The sequence below is a fragment of the Pseudomonas sp. NFACC10-1 genome (genome assembly GCF_900119195.1).
GTDB lineage: Bacteria > Pseudomonadota > Gammaproteobacteria > Pseudomonadales > Pseudomonadaceae > Aquipseudomonas > Aquipseudomonas cerasi.
In genome coordinates, this window is the sequence record NZ_FPJB01000001.1 from 487090 (window position 1) to 505803 (window position 18714).

The window sequence follows — 18714 nt, forward strand, 5'->3', positions numbered from 1 at the left end:
CAAGCAGGGCTTACCGCGGAATCTGCGCCGGACTCGACCTCTCAGGCGGCTTCATGAGTGTCCCACGGCACTTGCGGAGTCCACCCGGAGTAGCGGTCACAGGTGGTGCGGCACGCCGACGTGCAGCACCGAATGCGCAGTACCTAAACGAAGACGGTAATAAGCATGAATCTTCACGAGTATCAGGGTAAGCAGCTGTTCGCTGAGTACGGCCTGCCAGTATCCAAGGGTTACGCGGTAGACACCCCGGAAGCAGCAGCAGAAGCCTGCGACAAGATCGGCGGGACCGAGTGGGTCGTCAAAGCCCAGGTTCACGCAGGTGGTCGCGGTAAAGCGGGCGGCGTAAAGCTGGTTCGCAGCAAGGAAGACGCTGCAGCGTTCGCTCAACAGTGGTTGGGCAAGCGCCTGGTGACTTACCAGACTGACGCCAACGGTCAGCCAGTGACCAAGATCCTGGTCGAGTCCTGCACCGACATCGCCAAAGAGCTGTATCTGGGCGCTGTGGTCGATCGTTCCAGCCGTCGTATCGTGTTCATGGCTTCCACCGAAGGTGGCGTGGACATCGAGAAGATCGCGCACGACACTCCTGAAAAGATTCTCAAGGCCACCATCGATCCACTGGTTGGCGCTCAGCCGTTCCAGGGTCGCGATCTGGCCTTCCAGCTGGGTCTGGAAGGCAAGCAGGTCACTCAGTTCGCCAAGATCTTCACCGGTCTGGCCAAGCTGTTCCAGGACCATGACCTGGCACTGCTGGAAGTGAACCCGCTGGTGATCAAGGCTGACGGCGATCTGCACTGCCTGGACGCCAAGATCAACATCGACGCCAACGCCATGTACCGTCAGCCAAAGCTGAAGGGCTTCCACGATCCTTCGCAGGACGATCCTCGCGAAGCTCACGCCGCCAAGTTCGAACTGAACTACGTTGCGCTGGAAGGCAACATCGGCTGCATGGTCAACGGTGCCGGTCTGGCCATGGGTACCATGGACATCGTCAATCTGCATGGCGGCAAGCCTGCAAACTTCCTTGACGTTGGCGGCGGTGCCACCAAGGAACGCGTTACCGAAGCGTTCAAGATCATTCTGTCCGACGCCAACGTCGCTGCAGTTCTGGTCAACATCTTCGGCGGTATCGTTCGTTGCGACATGATTGCCGAAGGCATCATCGGCGCAGTGAAAGAAGTCGGCGTTAAAATCCCGGTTGTTGTTCGCCTTGAAGGCAACAACGCTGAGCTGGGCGCTAAAGTACTGGCAGAAAGCGGTTTGAACATCATCGCGGCTACCAGCCTGACCGACGCTGCTCAACAAGTTGTCAAAGCCGCGGAGGGCAAGTAATGAGCGTCCTGATCAATAAAGACACCAAGGTTATCTGCCAGGGTTTCACTGGTTCGCAAGGTACCTTCCACTCCGAGCAAGCCATTGCCTACGGCACCAAGATGGTTGGCGGCGTGACACCAGGCAAGGGCGGCACCACGCACCTGAACCTGCCAGTGTTCAACACTGTGAAAGAAGCGGTAGACACCACTGGCGCAACCGCCAGCGTCATCTACGTTCCGGCTCCTTTCTGCAAGGATTCCATCCTTGAAGCAGCGTTCGGCGGCATCAAGCTGATCGTGTGCATCACCGAAGGCATCCCGACCATCGACATGCTGGAAGCCAAGGTCAAGTGCGACGAGCTGGGTGTGGTCCTGATCGGCCCTAACTGCCCAGGCGTCATCACTCCGGGCGAGTGCAAGATCGGTATCATGCCAGGTCATATTCACTTGCCAGGCAAGGTAGGCATCGTGTCGCGTTCCGGCACCCTGACTTACGAAGCTGTGAAGCAGACCACTGACGCCGGTTTCGGCCAGTCCACCTGCGTCGGTATCGGCGGTGACCCGATCCCGGGCTCGAACTTCATCGACATCCTGAAGCTGTTCCAGGAAGACCCGAAGACCGAAGCGATCGTCATGATCGGCGAGATCGGCGGTTCGGCTGAAGAAGAAGCCGCTGCCTACATCAAGGCGCACGTGACCAAGCCGGTTGTTTCCTACATCGCTGGTGTGACTGCTCCTCCGGGCAAGCGCATGGGCCATGCCGGTGCAATCATCTCGGGTGGTAAAGGTACTGCAGACGAGAAGTTCGCTGCATTGCAGGACGCTGGCGTGAAAACCGTGCGCTCCCTGGCAGACATCGGCAAGGCCCTGGCCGAGCTGACCGGTTGGCCGACCAAGTAAGCCTCGCTTGCTTTTCGGGTAATCGACAAAAGCCACCTTCGGGTGGCTTTTGTTTGGGCCGCTGAAAAACGCAGCGGTGCGTCCTTGTGCTGCTTGCGTCTATCGATTGTTATTCATCTGCCATTCCTGACAGGTCAATTCCCATATCTGTTCCTGAGTGGTCCCGCAAACAAACTGTGCTTCCTGAACGGTCACAAGGCGCATGCCTTCGCGCCGCGACAGGCGGCACGACGCTTCATTAAGGGGCGCAGGACCAGGCGTGGCGAATACAGGGTCGGCGTGGGTATCGCACTCGGATGGGTGATGTCAGGCATGGAAATAAGCTGCCGGGTATAGAGAGGAGGCCCAATCTATCTGTCAGGAAACGGTTGGTCTGTCAGGCATTTCTCGTTTTACAGCGGCTTTTGCAGCTGCCAGTTCAGGGTGCGTTGTCGGGTGACTCGCCCTGAGACAGTGCATTTTCGAGCGAAGTTGGCTACCCTGTCCGCCGTTTTTGCGTTGCCCTCACGAGGGGCGTTTCGCAAGGTACTGCCACGTCTTACGCCGACGGGCTGCGTCTGCCCCATTCATGGGTGACGTCCCATCCCTTTTTCGATTCCGTGTGGTCCCTCGTAATGAAAGTGTTGAAAGGCCAGGACATCCTGGCACTCGGTTTTATGACATTTGCCCTGTTCGTCGGGGCTGGCAACATCATCTTTCCCCCTATAGTTGGCCTGCAAGCCGGGCCGCATGTGTGGATGGCAGCGCTGGGCTTTCTGGTCACTGCGGTTGGCTTGCCGGTCATTACCGTGATTGCTCTGGCCAGGGTCGGCGGCGCGATGGATGCCCTGAGCAGTCCGATTGGCAAGATCGCTGGCGGGGCGCTCGCTGCCGTCTGCTATCTGGCGGTCGGTCCGCTGTTCGCCACGCCACGTACCGCCACGGTATCGTTCGAAGTCGGCCTGGCGCCTCTGACCGGCGACACCCCGATGGCATTGTTTCTCTACAGCCTGGTGTATTTTCTGGTGGTGTTCTGGGTTTCGCTGTACCCGGGGCGCTTGCTCGATACCGTCGGACGCTTTCTGGCGCCGCTGAAGATCATTGCGCTGGCGGTTCTGGGCATTGCGGCATTCGCCTTGCCGGCGGGCGGAATAGGGGAGGCGGAGCCCGCGTACGCCGCAGCACCGTTTTCCCAGGGGTTCATCAATGGTTACCTGACCATGGATACGCTGGGGGCGCTGGTCTTCGGTATCGTTATCGTCAATGCGATCCGCTCTCGCGGTGTCGAATCGCCCCGTCTGATCACTCGCTACGCGATCATTGCCGGGCTGATCGCCGGGGTGGGGTTGGCGCTGGTGTATGTCAGTCTGTTTCGCCTTGGTTCCGGCAGCCACGCCGTGGCGGCCGGTGCGAGCAATGGCGCAGCGGTTCTGCATGCCTACGTGCAACACACCTTCGGTTCGCTGGGCAGCGGGTTCCTTGCCGTGCTGATTTCCCTGGCGTGTCTGGTCACTGCAGTAGGCCTGACCTGTGCCTGCGCCGAATACTTTGCCAAGGTGCTGCCGCTGTCCTACAGAACGCTGGTGATTATCCTCGCCGTGTTCTCGCTGCTGGTGTCCAATCTCGGGTTGACCAAACTGATCCAGTTTTCGATTCCGGTGCTCACGGCGATTTATCCGCCGTGCATCGTTCTGGTCGCGCTGAGCTTCTGCAAGGAACTCTGGCAGAGCCAGGGACGCGTAGTGGCACCTGTGATGCTGGTTTCGCTGGTGTTTGGCCTGATCGATGCGCTGAAGGGCGCCGGTTTCGCCGACGCGCTGCCCGATGTTCTGAGCCATCTGCCGCTGGGTGATCAGGGGCTCGCGTGGCTGGTGCCTGCTGTTGTCACGCTGGTGGTCGCGGTGGTGGTCGACAGGGCCATGGGCAAGCGTAGCGAGGCGCTGGCTTGAAGGCCGTGCGTTAGACGATTGCGCAGGAAAAACCGTGTTGCATGAAAAGGCCCGCTATAAGCGGGCCTTTTTAGTTCTGCGAGCGTATCAGCCTTACTTGGTGGCTGGTGCTGCTTCTGGCGCCTTGTCGGCGTTTTCATTGGCGCGCTGCTGAGCGGCTTCAGCGTTCTTCTGAGCGGCTTCCTGGCTTTCCTTGGCCGCGTCATTCACTTTTTCCTGAGCCTTTTCCATCGACTCCTGGGACTGCTGAGCTGCCTTGTTGGCATCTTGCTGAGTGTTTTCGGACTTTTTGTCACAGGCGGCAAGGCCCAGGGTGGCAGAAAGCATCAAGGCATAGGCTAAAGATTTACGCATGGGGTGTTTCTCCTTATTAAGTATTCACGAGCCTAAGAGCCTGCCCCCGCGAGTTAAGTTCCACCCGTGACGACAATAATGGGGAGCGCTGTTGCACGGCCGTTACACACTGATGAAACCGGGCCGATCATGAGCCTTTCCGGTGAGCGCCGAGCAAGCCGGTTCGCCTTGTGACCGGTACACGAAACAAGCTCCACGCATCATTGGCTCTTGAAATCCCCGACCCAGCCCCCACCTTGATGACTACCCGCTGTCACACAGGCTGCTGCCTGACCGTGACGGCTTATACCATCCAGATCGGAGTTTGATGATTATGAGTGTGGAAACTCAAAAGGAAACCCTGGGCTTCCAGACCGAGGTAAAGCAACTGCTGCACCTCATGATCCATTCGCTGTATTCCAACAAGGAAATTTTCCTTCGCGAATTGATCTCGAACGCGTCTGACGCGGTCGACAAATTGCGTTTTGAAGCGTTGTCCACGCCCGAGTTGCTGGAAGGCGGCGCGGAGCTGAAAATTCGTGTGAGCTTCGACAAGGACGCGAAGACCGTTACGCTTGAAGACAACGGCATCGGTATGAGCCGTGAAGACGTGATCACCCACCTGGGCACGATCGCCAAGTCCGGCACCGCTGATTTCATGAAAAACCTGTCGGGCGACCAGAAGAAGGACTCGCACCTGATCGGTCAGTTCGGCGTGGGCTTCTACTCGGCGTTCATCGTAGCCGATCAGGTCGAAGTGTTCAGCCGCCGTGCCGGCACGCCAGCGAGCGAAGGCGTGCACTGGTCCTCCAAGGGCGAAGGCGAGTTCGAAGTTGCCACCGTCGACAAGGCTGATCGTGGCACCCGCATTGTTCTGCACCTGAAAAACGGTGAAGAGGAATTCGCTGACGGCTACCGCCTGCGTAACATCATCAAGAAATACTCCGACCATATCGCCTTGCCGATCGAACTGCCCAAAGAGCAGGCTCCGGCAGCCGAAGGCGAGGAGGCGCCGGCGCTGGAGTGGGAAACCGTCAACCGCGCCAGCGCACTCTGGACCCGTCCGCGCACCGAGGTGAAGGACGAGGAGTATCAGGAGTTCTACAAGCATGTCGCGCACGACTACGAGAACCCGCTGAGCTGGAGCCATAACAAAGTCGAAGGCAAGCTGGAATACACCTCGCTGCTGTACGTGCCTGCGCGTGCGCCGTTCGATCTGTATCAGCGTGAAGCCCCGCGTGGCCTCAAGCTTTACGTCCAGCGCGTGTTCGTGATGGATCAGGCAGAGTCGTTCCTGCCGCTGTACATGCGCTTCGTCAAGGGCGTGGTCGACTCCAATGACCTGTCGCTGAACGTTTCCCGCGAAATCCTGCAGAAAGACCCTATCATCGACTCGATGAAGTCGGCGTTGACCAAGCGCGTGCTGGACATGCTGGAGAAGCTGGCGAAAAACGAGCCCGAGAAGTACAAGGGTTTCTGGAAAAACTTTGGTCAGGTCCTCAAGGAAGGTCCTGCAGAAGACTTCGCCAACAAGGAAAAAATTGCCGGTCTGCTGCGTTTCGCATCAACGTCCGACGACAGCGGCGAACAGAGCGTTTCTCTGGCCGAGTACCTGGCGCGTGCCAAGGAAGGTCAGGACAAGATTTACTACCTCACTGGCGAATCCTACGCACAGGTCAAGAACAGCCCGCACCTTGAGGTCTTCCGCAAGAAGGGCATCGAAGTGCTGCTGCTCACCGATCGTATCGACGAGTGGCTGATGAGCTACCTGAGCGACTTCGATGGCAAGGGCTTTGTGGATGTGGCGCGTGGTGACCTGGATCTGGGCAATCTTGACTCCGAAGAGGACAAGAAGGCTCAGGAAGAGATCGCCAAGGACAAGGAAGGTCTGATCGAGCGCCTGAAAGCCGCGCTGGGTGAGTCGGTGAGCGAAGTGCGGGTTTCCCATCGTCTGACCGATTCGCCTGCGATTCTGGCCATTGGCGAGCAGGATATGGGGCTGCAAATGCGTCAGATTCTGGAGGCCAGCGGGCAGAAGGTGCCAGACTCCAAGCCTATCTTCGAATTCAACCCGGCTCACCCGTTGATCGGCAAGCTTGATGCCGAACAGAGCGAAGACCGCTTCGGCGATCTGTCGCACATCCTGTTCGATCAGGCCGCGCTGGCCGCCGGTGACAGCCTCAAGGATCCGGCCGCTTACGTGCGCCGTCTGAACAAGTTGCTGGTAGAACTGTCGGTTTGATAGCCGGTTGACAAGAAACCCGCCTCGGCGGGTTTTTTGTTTCAGTTCCCGCGACACGTCTTTCATCTCTCCAACGATCAGGAGTCAGTAATGAGCAGCAATATCGAAATTCGTTCTGTGGTCTATCAGATTGATGGTCAGCCCTATGAAAGCCGTCTGGTGTACGACACCCATGCTACTGCTGCACAGCCAGGTCTGTTGATGGCGCCCAACTGGATGGGCGTCAGCAAGGGCGCCGAAGACATCGCCAAAGCGGTAGCAGCCGAGGGCTATGTCGTGTTGCTGGCTGACCTGTATGGTCAGCAGATTCGCCCCGGTAACAATGACGAGGCGGGCGCTGCCATGACGCCGCTCAAGAACGATCGCAGCCTGCTGCGCAAGCGTATGCAGGCAGGACTCGACCAGTTGTTGAGCCAGGGGGATGTGGCTCTGGACTCAAGCAGAATCGCAACCTTCGGCTTCTGCTTCGGCGGCTGCTGCTCTCTGGAGCTTGCGCGTACCGGTGCTGAACTGAAAGCCGCGATTTCCTTCCACGGCACGCTGGATACGCCTAACCCGGCTGACGCCAAAAACATCAAGGGCTCGGTGCTGGTCCTGCACGGTGCTTCTGACCCGTTGGTGCCGAAAGAGCAACTGCCGGCTTTCGAAGACGAGATGAATGCCGCTGGCGTGGACTGGCAACTGTACAGCTACGGTGGTGCATTCCACTCCTTCACAGATCCGCACGCCAACGTGCCGGGCATGATGATGTACGACGCCAAAGTGTCGAACCGCGCGTTCAAGTCGATGCATGATTTGCTGAAAGAAGTGTTCGGCTGAATGAATACCTATCGCGCTTAGGGCGTGCCGGAGAACACTATCGTGCCCATGCTCCGCGTGGGCATACCGGAGAACACCAGCCACTTTTCCCCATTCACAAAAAAGGCGCCTCGAAAGGCGCCTTCTTTGTTTGTCGCAAAAGCGGTATTACTTGCCCGCCCAGCGCTTCAAGACCAGCGTGGCGTTGGTGCCGCCGAAGCCGAAGCTGTTGCTCATGACCAGATCGATCTTCGCATCTTCCTTAGTCTTGAGCAGGATAGGCATGTCGGCAACCACCGGGTCCAGTTCGTCGATGTTGGCCGAACCTGCGATGAAGTTGTTTTCCATCATCAACAGGCAGTAGATCGCTTCGTGGACACCTGCGGCGCCCAGCGAGTGGCCCGACAGGCTCTTGGTGGAGCTGATCGCCGGAGCGTTGGCGCCGAATACTTCGCGCACGCCTTCCATCTCCTTGGCGTCGCCGACCGGAGTCGAGGTGCCGTGGGTGTTGATGTAGTCAATGGCACCCGAATCGATGTCGCCCAGCGCCATCTTCATGCAACGAATGGCGCCTTCACCGCTTGGTGCGACCATGTCGTAGCCATCGGAGGTCGCGCCGTAGCCGACGATCTCTGCGTAGATCTTCGCGCCACGCGCCAGAGCGTGTTCGAGTTCTTCGACAACGACCATGCCGCCACCACCGGCAATGACGAAACCGTCACGCTTGGCGTCGTAGGCACGCGAGGCTTTTTCCGGCGTTTCGTTGTACTGGGTGGACAGTGCACCCATCGCGTCGAACAGGAACGACTGGCTCCAGTGCTCTTCTTCACCGCCACCGGCAAAGACGATGTCCTGCTTGCCCAGCTGGATCTGCTCGACAGCGTTGCCGATGCAGTGTGCGCTGGTGGCGCAGGCGGACGAGATGGAGTAGTTCACACCCTTGATCTTGAACGGCGTGGCCAGGCAGGCCGAAACGGTGCTGCCCATGGTCCGCGTGACGCGGTACGGGCCGACGCGCTTGACGCCTTTCTCGCGCAGGGTGTCCAGCGCTTCCATCTGGTTCAGGGTCGAGGCGCCGCCGCTGCCGGCGATCAGGCCGGTACGCACGTTGGAAACCTGCTCGTCGGTCAGGCCCGAATCGGTGATGGCGTCTTTCATCGCCAGGTAGGCATAGGCTGCCGCATGGCCGACGAAACGGAAGATCTTGCGATCGATCAGCTCTTCCAGGTTCAGGTCGATGGAGCCGGAAACCTGGCTGCGCAGACCCATTTCGGCATATTCCGGGTTGAAGCGGATGCCAGGGCGGTTAGCACGCAGGTTAGCGGTGACGGTGTCTTTGTCATTGCCCAAGCAGGAAACAATACCCAGACCAGTGATAACGACGCGGCGCATGCGAGTACCCTTAGAAATTTTCAGTGGAAGTGAACACGCCGACCCGGAGGCCTTCGGCGGTATAGATTTCGCGACCGTCGACACTGACCGAACCGTCGGCGATGGCCAGGTTCAGTTTGCCCTTCAGGACGCGCTTGATGTGGATGTTGTAAGTGACCTTCTTGGCGGTAGGCAGCACCTGACCGAAAAACTTCACTTCGCCTGAACCCAGGGCACGACCACGGCCGGGGTTGCCCTGCCAGCCAAGATAGAAACCGACCAACTGCCACATGGCGTCGAGGCCCAGGCATCCAGGCATGACCGGATCACCTTCGAAGTGGCAGGCAAAGAACCACAGGTCCGGATTGATATCCAGTTCGGCGACCAACTCACCCTTGCCGAACTTGCCGCCCTCATCACTGATGTGCGTGATGCGATCAACCATCAGCATGTTGGGGGCGGGCAGTTGCGCATTACCTGGGCCGAACAGCTCGCCACGACTGCAGCGCAGCAGGTCTTCCCGGGTAAAGGCGTGTTGTTTGGTCATGCGAGCTCCTCAATAATCTTGTGCGGCAGGTTGTGGCGCCACTGGCCCGAACGCCAGTTCTGGCGTGTTATTTTCGCCAGGACCCTGTCCGGCAGCCTACTCATAGACTGTTGCGTTGTAATGAAAGTCACAGCGCAGGTGAAATCAAGGTACACCTGTACACTGAATTTTGTCATTCAGCCGATTTTGCTGGCCGATCTGGATGCCAAGACTGCCGCAATTTAACATTTATCGCCAGTCACAGGTGCTTCAAAGGACAGCCAGCGCTGTAAAACCTGCTGTAAATCAGCATGTTTGAAGGGTTTGGGCAGGTAATCATCCATTCCTGCCTGCAAGCAGGCGTCCCGATCACCCTGTAACGCGTTGGCCGTCAGGGCAATGATTGGGATTCGCTCCAGCCCGGAAAGTTGCCTGATTCGACGGGTGGCCTCATAGCCATCCATGACCGGCAGTCGGCAATCCATGAGAATCAGCGCGTGGTTGCCTGCGCTTGCCTTCGCCACCGCTTCGGCACCGTCGACAGCGATGTCGACCTCGCACCCCAGATTACGCAACATGGCCTGCACCACCGTGCGGTTCACAGGGTTGTCTTCGACCAGCAGAATGCTGCGCTCCCGGCCATGAGCATCGAGTATCGACAGTGGCTTGGCAATATCCACCGAAGCGTCGCGCGAGACGGGCAGGGGGATCTGCAGTGTGAACAGCGAGCCCGAACCTTCCGCGCTTTCGGCGTGCAAGGTGCCGCCCATGCGTTCGGCCAGGGTCCGCGCAATCGGCAGCCCCAGCCCCGTGCCGCCGTAACGTCTGGAAATCGAGCTGTCGGCCTGCTTGAACGCATCGAACATCGATTCCAGTCGCTCGGCGTCGATACCGATGCCGCTGTCCTGAACCGCGCAGGTAAAGTGCAGCCGCTCATCGTCGAGCATTGCCCACCTGGCGTCGACGCAGACCTTGCCTTGCTCGGTGAATTTAAGCGCGTTGCCGATCAGGTTCACCAGAATCTGGCGAATGCGTGTCGGGTCGCCTATGACGTTTATCGCCTCAAGACCTGGCTGAATGTGCAGTTCCAACAGCAGCTTGCGTTGCGCGGCGCTGTGGTTGAAGGCGTGGGTCGAGGCGCTGACCAGTTCAGCCAGGTTGAACGGTATGCCTTCCATTTGCAGGGCATCGCGCTCGATGCGGGAAAAATCGAGGATGTCGTTGATGACCCGCAGCAGATGCTCGGTGGATTCGGTCGCCAGCGTTGCGTACTCGCTCTGCTCGTGGGTCATCTGCGTGGTTTCGAGCAACTGCAGCATGCCCAGTACACCGTTCATGGGCGTACGCAGTTCGTGACTCATCATGGCCAGAAAATCCGATTTGGCGCGGTTGGCCTGTTCGGCTTCTTCCCGGGTCTGGATCAGTTGTGCCACCGAGCGTTGCTGCTCGAGGCTGGCACGGTGCAGGTTCTCCGCCAGGTTGTTGATGTGCCGCGCCAGCGCACCCAGCTCGGCATCATCGCTGACCGGCATGGGCGTGTGGTAATCGCCCTGTTGAATCGCCTTGAGGGCTTCGCCCATAGCGCTGATGGGTCTGGACAGGCTCAAGGCCAGGCTGCGCGCCAGCAGAAAGGCGAACAGCAAGGCCACCATCGCCAGGACGCCAGCCTTGAGCAGGATCTCTTGCTGACGTCGGCTGAATGCTTCGCTGGACATACCTACCAGCACCCGGCCCAGATAACTCTGTGAAGCGCCCTGCGCGGGTTGGCTTTTCCCTGCGGCGGGGGTGCCTGGATTGCCATGAATGGTGGTGCGCTGCGGCTGAACGGGGGCCAGAAACACTTCCATCTGCCGGGTCTGCTGCTCGTTTTCGCGCGGCTGGTCTATGTAGATTACGGCGGTGTTGGAGCTGTCCTGAATTTCCACGTAGCGAACGCTGGGCATGGACAAGGTGGCGCGCATCAACGCCTTGAGCCCTTCGATATCGCCCGAGGTCACGCCTGGCTCGACCGCAGTCGCCAGCTGATTGGCGATCAGTTGCCCGGTGTGATTGAGCTCCTGACGCAGGTCCTGAATACGCACGAACGTAAAAAAGCTGATCAACAGAGCTGTCAGCAACAGGGCAGGGCCAAGGCTGATGATCTGTGTGCGGGTATTGATGTCCCAATGCCGAAACTTCATCGACTGTGGGCCTCGCGCGCAACGCACTGCGGAGGTGGTTCGATTGATGCGTCCATGCCTGTTCGCCCGGTGGTCGCGAATCGCTCCGGCTGCACAAGGCAGGGCCGATTCGTGATGATTCATGCTGTGCGCGCATGTTAACCGAGATGGCGCGTGTTTCCAGCGAACTTGTTGATGGATGCCATCCTGCGTGCATAACAGATCAGCTTTGTCGCTGGCTGATAACGTGTTGCTCCGTATAATGACGGCATCGCCACTTGAATGGCTCTGGATGGATAGTTTTATGACCACACAGCAACCCGTCGCGGTGCTTGGCGGTGGCAGCTTCGGTACGGCCATTGCCAATCTGCTGGCCGAGAACGGCCATCAGGTTCGTCAGTGGATGCGCGATCCGGAGCAGGCTGAGGCCATTCGCGTCAATCGTGAAAACCCCCGTTACCTCAAGGGTATCAAGATTCGTCCTGAAGTCGAGCCGGTCACCGACCTGACGGCGGTGCTCGACGCCAGCGAACTGATCTTCGTCGCCTTGCCATCGAGTGCCTTGCGCTCGGTGCTGTCGCCTCACGTCGAGCGCCTCAATGGCAAGATGCTGGTGAGCCTGACCAAGGGAATTGAAGCGCAGAGCTTCAAGCTGATGAGTCAGATCCTCGAAGAGATCGTCCCGCAGGCGCGTATCGGCGTGTTGTCCGGGCCCAACCTGGCGCGGGAAATCGCGGAGCATGCGTTGACTGCAACAGTGGTTGCCAGTGAAGACGAAGCGCTGTGTCAGGCGGTTCAGGCTGCATTGCACGGGCGCACCTTTCGCGTCTATGCCAGCAATGACCGCTTTGGTGTCGAGCTGGGCGGGGCACTGAAGAACGTCTACGCGATTATTGCCGGGATGGCGGTGGCGCTGGACATGGGCGAAAACACCAAGAGCATGCTGATCACCCGGGCGCTGGCGGAAATGACCCGTTTTGCGGTCAGCCAGGGCGCCAACCCGATGACCTTTCTCGGCCTGGCCGGGGTGGGCGATCTCATCGTCACCTGCTCCTCGCCGAAAAGCCGCAACTATCAGGTCGGCTTTGCGCTGGGCCAGGGGTTGACGCTGGATGAAGCGGTCACCCGCCTGGGCGAGGTGGCCGAGGGCGTGAACACCCTCAAGGTGCTCAAGGTCAAGGCGCAGGAAGTGCAGGTCTACATGCCGTTGGTCGCCGGGCTGCATGCGATTCTTTTTGAAGGCCGTACGCTCAGCCAGGTCATCGAGGCACTGATGCGGGCCGAGCCCAAGACGGACGTCGATTTCATTTCGATTACCGGCTTTAATTGAATTCAGTCTGATCAGGAGAAGGTCTTGAACGAATCGAAAATCCAGCACAACGAATCGATCCTGCTGCGCATTCTGTGGATGCTGCTGTTTCTGGGTGTATGGCACGTCGCGCAAATCATTTTGGCGGGCGTGGTGCTGGTGCAATTGGTTTATCGCCTGATTTACGGCGCGCCGAATGGCGGCCTGATGAACTTCGGCGACAGCATTAGCCAGTACCTGGCGCAGATCGGTCGCTTCGGGACCTTTCACAGCGACCACAAACCCTGGCCTTTCGGCGATTGGCCAGCGCCGCGCGCGCCCGAAGGCGAGGCGGCCCATCATGTCCCGTCAGCGGCCCAGCCGGTGCGCGATGAGGAGCCAAGGCCATGAAGGTCTGGGTATTGCGTCATGGCGAAGCGCAGTCGCGGGCGCGCAGTGATGCCGAACGCGAGTTGACTGCACACGGACGTGAGGAAGTGCTGAAAAGTGCGCTGCACCTGACAGACAAGCCCGTGCAACGGATCATCGCAAGTCCCTACGTGCGAGCACAACAGACTGCCGAGCTGGTGCGTCAGTCGTTGGCATTCGATGACTCGATCGCCACCGCGCCCTGGCTTACACCCGACAGCAGCCCGCGTGAGGTGCTGGCGCAACTGGACAAGCTGGGTGTCGACGAAGTGCTGCTGGTCAGCCATCAGCCTTTGGTGGGCGAACTGATCGGGGTACTGGCGCACGGCAGCCCGCAGCAGGCCGAGCCGATGAGCACGGCCAGTCTTGCCGAGCTGGAAGGCGAGTTCTTAGTGGCAGGCGGGATGCGCCTCAACAGCGTCAGGCACGTCTGAACGGTCTGTGCGAGCAATGAATGACCGCCGCGAATGCGGCTCTCCCGGAAAAAGGATTTAGCATGAGCATATGGCGTCAGGCTCCCGATATCGAAGCCCTCATGGCGGCTCAAAAGAACACCATTGGCGAGGTGCTGGACATTCGCTTCGAGTCTTTCACCGATGATTCCCTTACGGCCAGCATGGTGGTCGATCAACGTACCCACCAGCCTTTCGGACTGCTGCACGGCGGCGCATCCGTGGTCCTGGCCGAGTCGCTGGGATCGATGGCCAGTTATCTGATAGTCGACCCGAGCAAGTACTTTTGCGTCGGGCTGGAGGTCAACGCCAACCATTTGCGCGGTGTGCGTGCCGGCCGTGTCACCGGTGTGGTCAGGCCCGTGCATATAGGCCGGACCACGCATGTGTGGGACATCCGTATCAGCAACGACGAAGGCAAGCCAAGCTGCATTTCGCGCTTGACGGTGGCCGTTGTACCGCATGGCAAAGAGCCTCCAGTCAATTGAGTGTTTTCAGCTATTACGGACGCATTCTCAGGTCCGGTTTGGCCGTTGTGAGAGGGTATCTTTTCTCTTAGTGTTTGAGTGTTCCCTGGAGGGAGCACTCATTCTCAGGAGGATTGATAATGACCGAAGAAAAGCCAGCCTCACCCGGAGAGAGCCCTGCGCCTGAACAGACAGTTGCGTCTGAAACGCCTGCTTTGCCGGGCAGTTCACCGCCCTTCGGCGGAATACTCACCGGTCAACCGATATCTGCTGCAACTCCGCCTGCTGCCAAGGCTCCACCGCAACACGGTGAATTGAATCTGGAAAAGCGCTTGAAGGCGGTCTATGCGGATAACCTGATGGCCTCAGCCGAGTTCATGGCCTTGCGTGATGATGCCGACATGCTGTTCGACAGCTGAAGGTCCAGTTTCCCGACAATGGTGCCCTCGCGCTGTTCCAGCCGTTGTCGGATGTCGCAGTACAAGCCATGCAGTTAGCCATCCTGGATTTCAGAAAGGCCAAGCCCTCTGCTGAGGCCAAGGCCCTTGCCAAACAGTCTTTTGGTTTTCAGGTCGCCTATATAAAGGCTTGCCTGGACCGTTTTACCCAAGCTTTATAGGCCTTCACGCCGCTCCGACCGCCGTATCGGGTAATCCTGATGGCCGGAGTGACACCTGCGATGGCGGTTCCAGTCATTGCCGATCTGCGAAGCAACTTGGCACAATCGTGACTCGCCCGCTCATGGAAGTATTGGCATGTCGCAACCCGTGTTCTTTGCTCACGCCAATGGCTTCCCTTCAGCGACGTACAACAAGCTGTTTTGCGCGCTGGCACCGGAGTATTCGGTGGCTCATCTTGAGCAACACGCCCATGATCCGCGTTTTCCGGTAGATGACAACTGGCTGAATCTGGTCGATGAGTTGCTCCACCATCTGCGTGAGCAGCCGGGCCCGGTGTGGGGGGTAGGGCACTCGCTCGGCGGCGTGTTGCACCTGCATGCCGCATTGCGCTGCCCGGAACTCTATCGGGGCGTGGTGATGCTCGACTCACCGGTCCTGGGGCTGGCTGATCAGTTAGTCATACGCGCTGCCAAGCGGCTGGGTTTTATCGACCGCATCACGCCAGCGGGTCGCACCCTGGGCCGGCGTGAGGCGTTTGACGATCTGCAGTCGGCACGCGCCTACTTCGCGGGCAAGACCCTGTTCAGCCGCTTCGATCCCGACTGCCTGACCGCCTACCTGCAACATGGTCTGCGCGAAGACGGCGGGCAGTGGCGTCTGCGTTTCGACCCGGCGACCGAGATCAGCATCTACCGCAGTATCCCGCACACCAGCCCAATGCCGTCACGGCAACTCAAGGTGCCGCTGGCCATGGTGCGCGGCAAACATAGCCGGGTGATCATGCCTCATCATGGTTATCTGGCCCGACGCATGCGCGAAGGCGAATACCTGTCCATGCCCGGAGGGCACATGTTTCCCCTTGAACGACCGGATGAAACCGCATTGCTGCTCAAGACGCTGCTGGCTCGCTGGGACGCGCGCAACGCCTCAAGGGTGACGGCGTGACGTTTACCGTGGAGGAGGTGCGTTTCAATCTGGGCCATATCGAACTGGCGGCGCATCTTTACGGCCCCGAGGACGGCCAGCCGGTGATTGCCCTGCATGGCTGGCTCGACAACGCCAACAGCTTTGCCCGTCTGGCACCGCAACTGGAGGGCCTGCGCATTGTGGCGCTTGATCTGGCCGGGCATGGTCATTCAGAGCATCGGCCTGCCGGGGCGTCCTATGCGCTGGCCGACTATGTGTTTGATGTGCTGCAGGTCGCCGAGCAATTGGGCTGGCCGCGCTTCGCCCTGATGGGGCATTCGCTGGGCGCGATCATTTCGGTATTGCTGGCCGGGTCGTTGCCGGAGCGCATCACGCGGCTGGCACTGATCGATGGTTTGATTCCCTTGACCAGTGACCCCGAATCCGCTGCCGAGCGCATGGGCTCGGCCATGCAGGCACAGCTCAGGCTGTCGGGCAAGAAAAAGCCGGTTTACGAAGATCTACAACGCGCTGTCCAGGCGCGAATGAAAGGCACCGTTCCGGTCAGTCGCGAGGCTGCAGAATTACTCGCGCAGCGCGGCCTGATGCCGGTACCCGGCGGCTATACCTGGCGCAGCGACAGTCGCCTGACCTTGCCGTCTGCGATACGTCTCACGCATCAGCAGGCAATGTCTTTCGTCAATGCTATCCGTTGCCCGACGCAACTGCTGGTCGCTGCGGGCGGTATGCTGGCGAAAAACCAGCTTGTGCTGTCCGGACTGCCTTTCGACGTCGTGCAGCTTGAAGGTGGCCATCATCTGCACCTGGATGACCAGCAGGGTGCGAGCGCTGTTGCACACTGTATCAATCGCTTCTTCGCTGCTTCTTGACTTGAGACCGGCAACTGCCGACGCTGGACGGGTTGAAACAGGAGTCAACCGTGATGGATCAATCCGCAGCCTCTGGTGACCGCCTCGCTGGCGATCTTTTATATTTTCACTCCCTGCTTGCCTGCCAATGAGAGCACTCATGCGTTTATCAAGTGTTCCCGTTGTTGCCTTGTGCATGTCTATGTTCAGCGCTGTGCTGTGCGCCGCCGATGTACCAGGCAGCAGCGATCTGCAGATCCTGCCGCGTCTGGCCGACACGGAAATCGTCGATTATCGTCCGGCTGCCGAGCTCGAACGGGTCTATCCCATGGGCTCGATCCGCAAGATCAGCGGCCAGTTGCGTTTCGACGGCCAGGTCAGTGCGCGTGGCAATCTGACGTCGGTCACCTATCAGTTACCTGCAGAGCGGACTTCCGACGACGCCTTCACCGCGGCTCGTGAAACCTTGCAGCAGCAGGGCGCCGAGCTGTTGTTCTGGTGCCAGGCGCGCGACTGCGGAGAAAGCAGCCTGTGGGCCAACGAAGTGTTCGGCAACGCCAAACTGTATGGCGCGGATGACCGCCAGGCTTACCTGTTGCTGCGTCTGGCAGAGCCGCGCAGCGACACGCTGGTAGCGCTTTACAGCATCACCCGTGGCAACCGCCGGGCCTACCTGCATGTCGAGCAGTTTGAATCCTCTGCGCCACTGGGCGAACTGCTGCCGACCTCGGCCACCTTGCTGCGCCAGCTGCGAAGCACCGGCAAGCTGGAACTGCCCCGTCTGAGCGGCGAACCACAGGATGCCTGGATTACCCTCGTTTCCCGCGCCCTCAATCAGGACAGCAGCCTGCGCGCCACGGTGTCCGGACCCAGTGCCGGCGCCTGGCTTGACGCCCTGGTCGCCAAAGGTGTTCGCGCTGCCCGGCTCGAGGCGGGCGTCACTGAAGGCAAAGGGCTCAAGATCGAGGTTATCCGTTAGAACAGCGATGGCGGACGCGCAGGTTCGCCATTATGCTCGCTCCCTCCGATCCTTTTTAGTGGATAGCGCATGTTCAACAATGACCGTCTGTTGGTGCAGATTCTGCTGCTGGCGCTGTTTGGTGCCTGTCTCTGGGTGATGGCGCCGTTCTGGTCGGCGCTGGTCTGGGGCGCGGTACTGGCCTTCGCCAGCTGGCCGCTGATGCGTTTGCTGACCCGCTGGTTCAAGGGCCGTGAGTCGTTGGCCGCGCTGGTGATGTGCCTGTGCTGGATGCTGCTGGTCGCGGCGCCGCTGGTATGGCTGGGCTTCAATCTCGCCGACCATGTGCGTGACGCTACAGGCCTGATCAAGGATATTCAGGTCGACGGCTTGCCCGATCCACCGCAATGGCTGGCGGGTATTCCGCTGGTGGGCGAACGACTGGTAGCGCTGTGGACCACCATCGATCAGCAAGGCGCGGCGTTCATGGCGACGCTCAAACCGCATCTGGGTCAGGTCGGTAACTGGGTGCTGGCACGCAGTGCGCAGATTGGCAGCGGGATTCTGGAACTGACCCTGAGCATCGTCTTCGCCTTCTTTTTTTACAGGGACGGTCCGCGCCTGGCCGCATTCGTGCTCAGCCTGCTGGAGCGCCTGATCGGGGAGCGCGCCCAGTATTATCTGGATCTGGTCGCTGGCACGGTGCAACGCGTGGTCAACGGGGTCATCGGTACGGCAGCGGCCCAGGCGGTACTGGCGCTGATCGGCTTCCTGATCGCGGGCATTCCCGGCGCGTTGGTGCTGGGTATTCTGACTTTTCTGTTCAGTCTGATCCCGATGGGCCCACCCCTGGTCTGGCTGCCTGCCACTGCCTGGCTGGTCTGGCAGGGCGAGTACGGCATGGCGATATTTCTGGGCATCTGGGGGATGTTCATCATCAGTGGCGTGGACAACGTGCTCAAGCCATACCTGATCAGCAGGGGCGGCAATCTGCCGCTGGTGATTGTCTTGTTGGGTGTGTTCGGCGGATTGCTGGCGTTCGGCTTCATCGGCCTGTTCATCGGCCCGACGCTGCTGGCAGTCGCTTACAGCCTGCTGACCGACTGGGTCGGCAGCGAGCGTGCCCGCAGCCGCTGACGGCGAAAGTTTCCGCCG

18 protein-coding genes and 1 pseudogene are annotated in these 18714 nt (G+C 59.6%); 14 read left to right on the forward strand and 5 right to left on the reverse strand.

Translation table 11 applies throughout. The annotated features are described in order from the left end of the window. Positions 1-165: 165 nt before the first annotated feature. The gene (gene sucC, locus BT119_RS01995) at positions 166-1332 is read left to right on the forward strand and encodes an ADP-forming succinate--CoA ligase subunit beta (protein WP_003316561.1); all 1167 of its coding nucleotides are present in this window, start codon (positions 166-168) and stop codon (positions 1330-1332) included. Beyond that, a complete protein-coding gene (gene sucD / locus BT119_RS02000; RefSeq protein ID WP_003316562.1) occupies positions 1332-2213 on the forward strand; it encodes a succinate--CoA ligase subunit alpha in 882 nt (293 codons plus the stop codon). The genes sucC and sucD overlap by 1 nt, the downstream gene beginning before the upstream one ends. 99 nt (positions 2214-2312) lie before the next feature. On the opposite strand, the pseudogene BT119_RS27400 reads toward sucD, so the two are convergent. Then, a pseudogene (locus BT119_RS27400) lies at positions 2313-2456 on the reverse strand (GNAT family N-acetyltransferase); the annotation flags it as partial. A gap of 371 nt (positions 2457-2827) precedes the next feature. Between BT119_RS27400 and brnQ the strand changes: the two are divergent. Next, entirely contained in the window at positions 2828-4141 is a 1314-nt protein-coding gene (gene brnQ, locus BT119_RS02010) for a branched-chain amino acid transport system II carrier protein (RefSeq protein ID WP_003433107.1), read from the forward strand. A 93-nt stretch (positions 4142-4234) separates the two neighbouring features. On the opposite strand, the gene BT119_RS02015 is transcribed toward brnQ, so the two are convergent. After that, the gene (locus BT119_RS02015; RefSeq protein WP_003366710.1) at positions 4235-4495 is read right to left on the reverse strand and encodes a hypothetical protein; all 261 of its coding nucleotides are present in this window, start codon (positions 4493-4495) and stop codon (positions 4235-4237) included. Between the two features lie 313 nt (positions 4496-4808). Here BT119_RS02015 and htpG point away from each other — a divergent pair, with 313 nt between their 5' ends. Together htpG and BT119_RS02025 are read left to right on the forward strand one after the other, a co-directional pair. Further along, on the forward strand, positions 4809-6716 hold the full coding sequence (gene htpG / locus BT119_RS02020) for a molecular chaperone HtpG (RefSeq protein ID WP_003366712.1): 1908 nt from the start codon (positions 4809-4811) through the stop codon (positions 6714-6716). Between the two features lie 90 nt (positions 6717-6806). Further along, a complete protein-coding gene (locus tag BT119_RS02025; RefSeq protein ID WP_003366714.1) occupies positions 6807-7535 on the forward strand; it encodes a dienelactone hydrolase family protein in 729 nt (242 codons plus the stop codon). A 147-nt stretch (positions 7536-7682) separates the two neighbouring features. On the opposite strand, the gene fabB is transcribed toward BT119_RS02025, so the two are convergent. From fabB to BT119_RS02040, 3 genes are all read right to left on the reverse strand, one after another. Next, positions 7683-8906, reverse strand: a complete 1224-nt coding sequence (gene fabB / locus BT119_RS02030; protein ID WP_003433104.1) for a beta-ketoacyl-ACP synthase I — start codon at positions 8904-8906, stop codon at positions 7683-7685. Between the two features lie 10 nt (positions 8907-8916). Then, complete coding sequence (fabA, locus tag BT119_RS02035; protein ID WP_003316569.1) at positions 8917-9432, reverse strand: 3-hydroxyacyl-[acyl-carrier-protein] dehydratase FabA; 516 nt, start codon at positions 9430-9432, stop codon at positions 8917-8919. Positions 9433-9653: 221 nt separating this feature from the next. Then, positions 9654-11591 carry an ATP-binding protein gene (locus tag BT119_RS02040; protein WP_044308397.1) on the reverse strand — a complete coding sequence of 646 codons (1938 nt, stop codon included), beginning with the start codon at positions 11589-11591 and terminating at the stop codon, positions 9654-9656. 283 nt (positions 11592-11874) lie between these two features. On the opposite strand from BT119_RS02040, the gene BT119_RS02045 reads away from it, so the two are divergent. The 9 genes from BT119_RS02045 (at position 11875) to BT119_RS02085 (ending at position 18696) form a co-directional block, all read left to right on the forward strand. Further along, on the forward strand, positions 11875-12900 hold the full coding sequence (locus BT119_RS02045) for an NAD(P)H-dependent glycerol-3-phosphate dehydrogenase (RefSeq protein ID WP_003366722.1): 1026 nt from the start codon (positions 11875-11877) through the stop codon (positions 12898-12900). 24 nt (positions 12901-12924) lie between these two features. After that, positions 12925-13269, forward strand: a complete 345-nt coding sequence (locus BT119_RS02050; protein ID WP_003433099.1) for a DUF4389 domain-containing protein — start codon at positions 12925-12927, stop codon at positions 13267-13269. Next, positions 13266-13721, forward strand: a complete 456-nt coding sequence (sixA, locus tag BT119_RS02055; protein WP_072364653.1) for a phosphohistidine phosphatase SixA — start codon at positions 13266-13268, stop codon at positions 13719-13721. Before BT119_RS02050 ends, sixA begins: the two co-directional genes overlap by 4 nt. Positions 13722-13783: 62 nt before the next feature. Continuing rightward, a complete protein-coding gene (locus BT119_RS02060) occupies positions 13784-14227 on the forward strand; it encodes a hotdog fold thioesterase (protein ID WP_003366728.1) in 444 nt (147 codons plus the stop codon). Positions 14228-14346: 119 nt separating this feature from the next. After that, positions 14347-14625, forward strand: coding sequence for a hypothetical protein (locus BT119_RS27405; RefSeq protein WP_256573015.1), 279 nt, complete (start codon positions 14347-14349; stop codon positions 14623-14625). A 336-nt stretch (positions 14626-14961) separates the two neighbouring features. Continuing rightward, a complete protein-coding gene (locus BT119_RS02070; RefSeq protein ID WP_003366732.1) occupies positions 14962-15771 on the forward strand; it encodes an alpha/beta fold hydrolase in 810 nt (269 codons plus the stop codon). Further along, positions 15768-16622, forward strand: a complete 855-nt coding sequence (locus BT119_RS02075; RefSeq protein WP_072364656.1) for an alpha/beta hydrolase — start codon at positions 15768-15770, stop codon at positions 16620-16622. Before BT119_RS02070 ends, BT119_RS02075 begins: the two co-directional genes overlap by 4 nt. 139 nt (positions 16623-16761) lie before the next feature. After that, positions 16762-17580 (forward strand): DUF4892 domain-containing protein, encoded by an 819-nt coding sequence (locus BT119_RS02080; RefSeq protein ID WP_161428749.1) that lies wholly within the window; start codon positions 16762-16764, stop codon positions 17578-17580. A 69-nt stretch (positions 17581-17649) separates the two neighbouring features. Then, positions 17650-18696: an AI-2E family transporter gene (locus tag BT119_RS02085; protein ID WP_044308390.1), complete on the forward strand. Its 1047-nt coding sequence runs from the start codon at positions 17650-17652 to the stop codon at positions 18694-18696. Positions 18697-18714 lie beyond the last annotated feature (18 nt).

Bases quoted from the DNA above. Each gene is read 5' to 3' on its own strand.
- BT119_RS02060 (WP_003366728.1), top strand. From the start codon at position 13,784: ATGAGCATATGGCGTCAGGCTCCCGATATCGAAGCCCTCATGGCGGCT.
- BT119_RS02080 (WP_161428749.1), top strand. From the start codon at position 16,762: ATGCGTTTATCAAGTGTTCCCGTTGTTGCCTTGTGCATGTCTATGTTC.
- BT119_RS27405 (WP_256573015.1), top strand. From the start codon at position 14,347: ATGACCGAAGAAAAGCCAGCCTCACCCGGAGAGAGCCCTGCGCCTGAA.
- BT119_RS02070 (WP_003366732.1), top strand. From the start codon at position 14,962: ATGTCGCAACCCGTGTTCTTTGCTCACGCCAATGGCTTCCCTTCAGCG.
- BT119_RS02040 (WP_044308397.1), bottom strand. From the start codon at position 11,591: ATGAAGTTTCGGCATTGGGACATCAATACCCGCACACAGATCATCAGC.
- BT119_RS02085 (WP_044308390.1), top strand. From the start codon at position 17,650: ATGTTCAACAATGACCGTCTGTTGGTGCAGATTCTGCTGCTGGCGCTG.
- BT119_RS02025 (WP_003366714.1), top strand. From the start codon at position 6,807: ATGAGCAGCAATATCGAAATTCGTTCTGTGGTCTATCAGATTGATGGT.
- fabB (WP_003433104.1), bottom strand. From the start codon at position 8,906: ATGCGCCGCGTCGTTATCACTGGTCTGGGTATTGTTTCCTGCTTGGGC.
- fabA (WP_003316569.1), bottom strand. From the start codon at position 9,432: ATGACCAAACAACACGCCTTTACCCGGGAAGACCTGCTGCGCTGCAGT.
- brnQ (WP_003433107.1), top strand. From the start codon at position 2,828: ATGAAAGTGTTGAAAGGCCAGGACATCCTGGCACTCGGTTTTATGACA.
- sucC (WP_003316561.1), top strand. From the start codon at position 166: ATGAATCTTCACGAGTATCAGGGTAAGCAGCTGTTCGCTGAGTACGGC.
- sixA (WP_072364653.1), top strand. From the start codon at position 13,266: ATGAAGGTCTGGGTATTGCGTCATGGCGAAGCGCAGTCGCGGGCGCGC.
- sucD (WP_003316562.1), top strand. From the start codon at position 1,332: ATGAGCGTCCTGATCAATAAAGACACCAAGGTTATCTGCCAGGGTTTC.
- BT119_RS02045 (WP_003366722.1), top strand. From the start codon at position 11,875: ATGACCACACAGCAACCCGTCGCGGTGCTTGGCGGTGGCAGCTTCGGT.
- BT119_RS02015 (WP_003366710.1), bottom strand. From the start codon at position 4,495: ATGCGTAAATCTTTAGCCTATGCCTTGATGCTTTCTGCCACCCTGGGC.
- htpG (WP_003366712.1), top strand. From the start codon at position 4,809: ATGAGTGTGGAAACTCAAAAGGAAACCCTGGGCTTCCAGACCGAGGTA.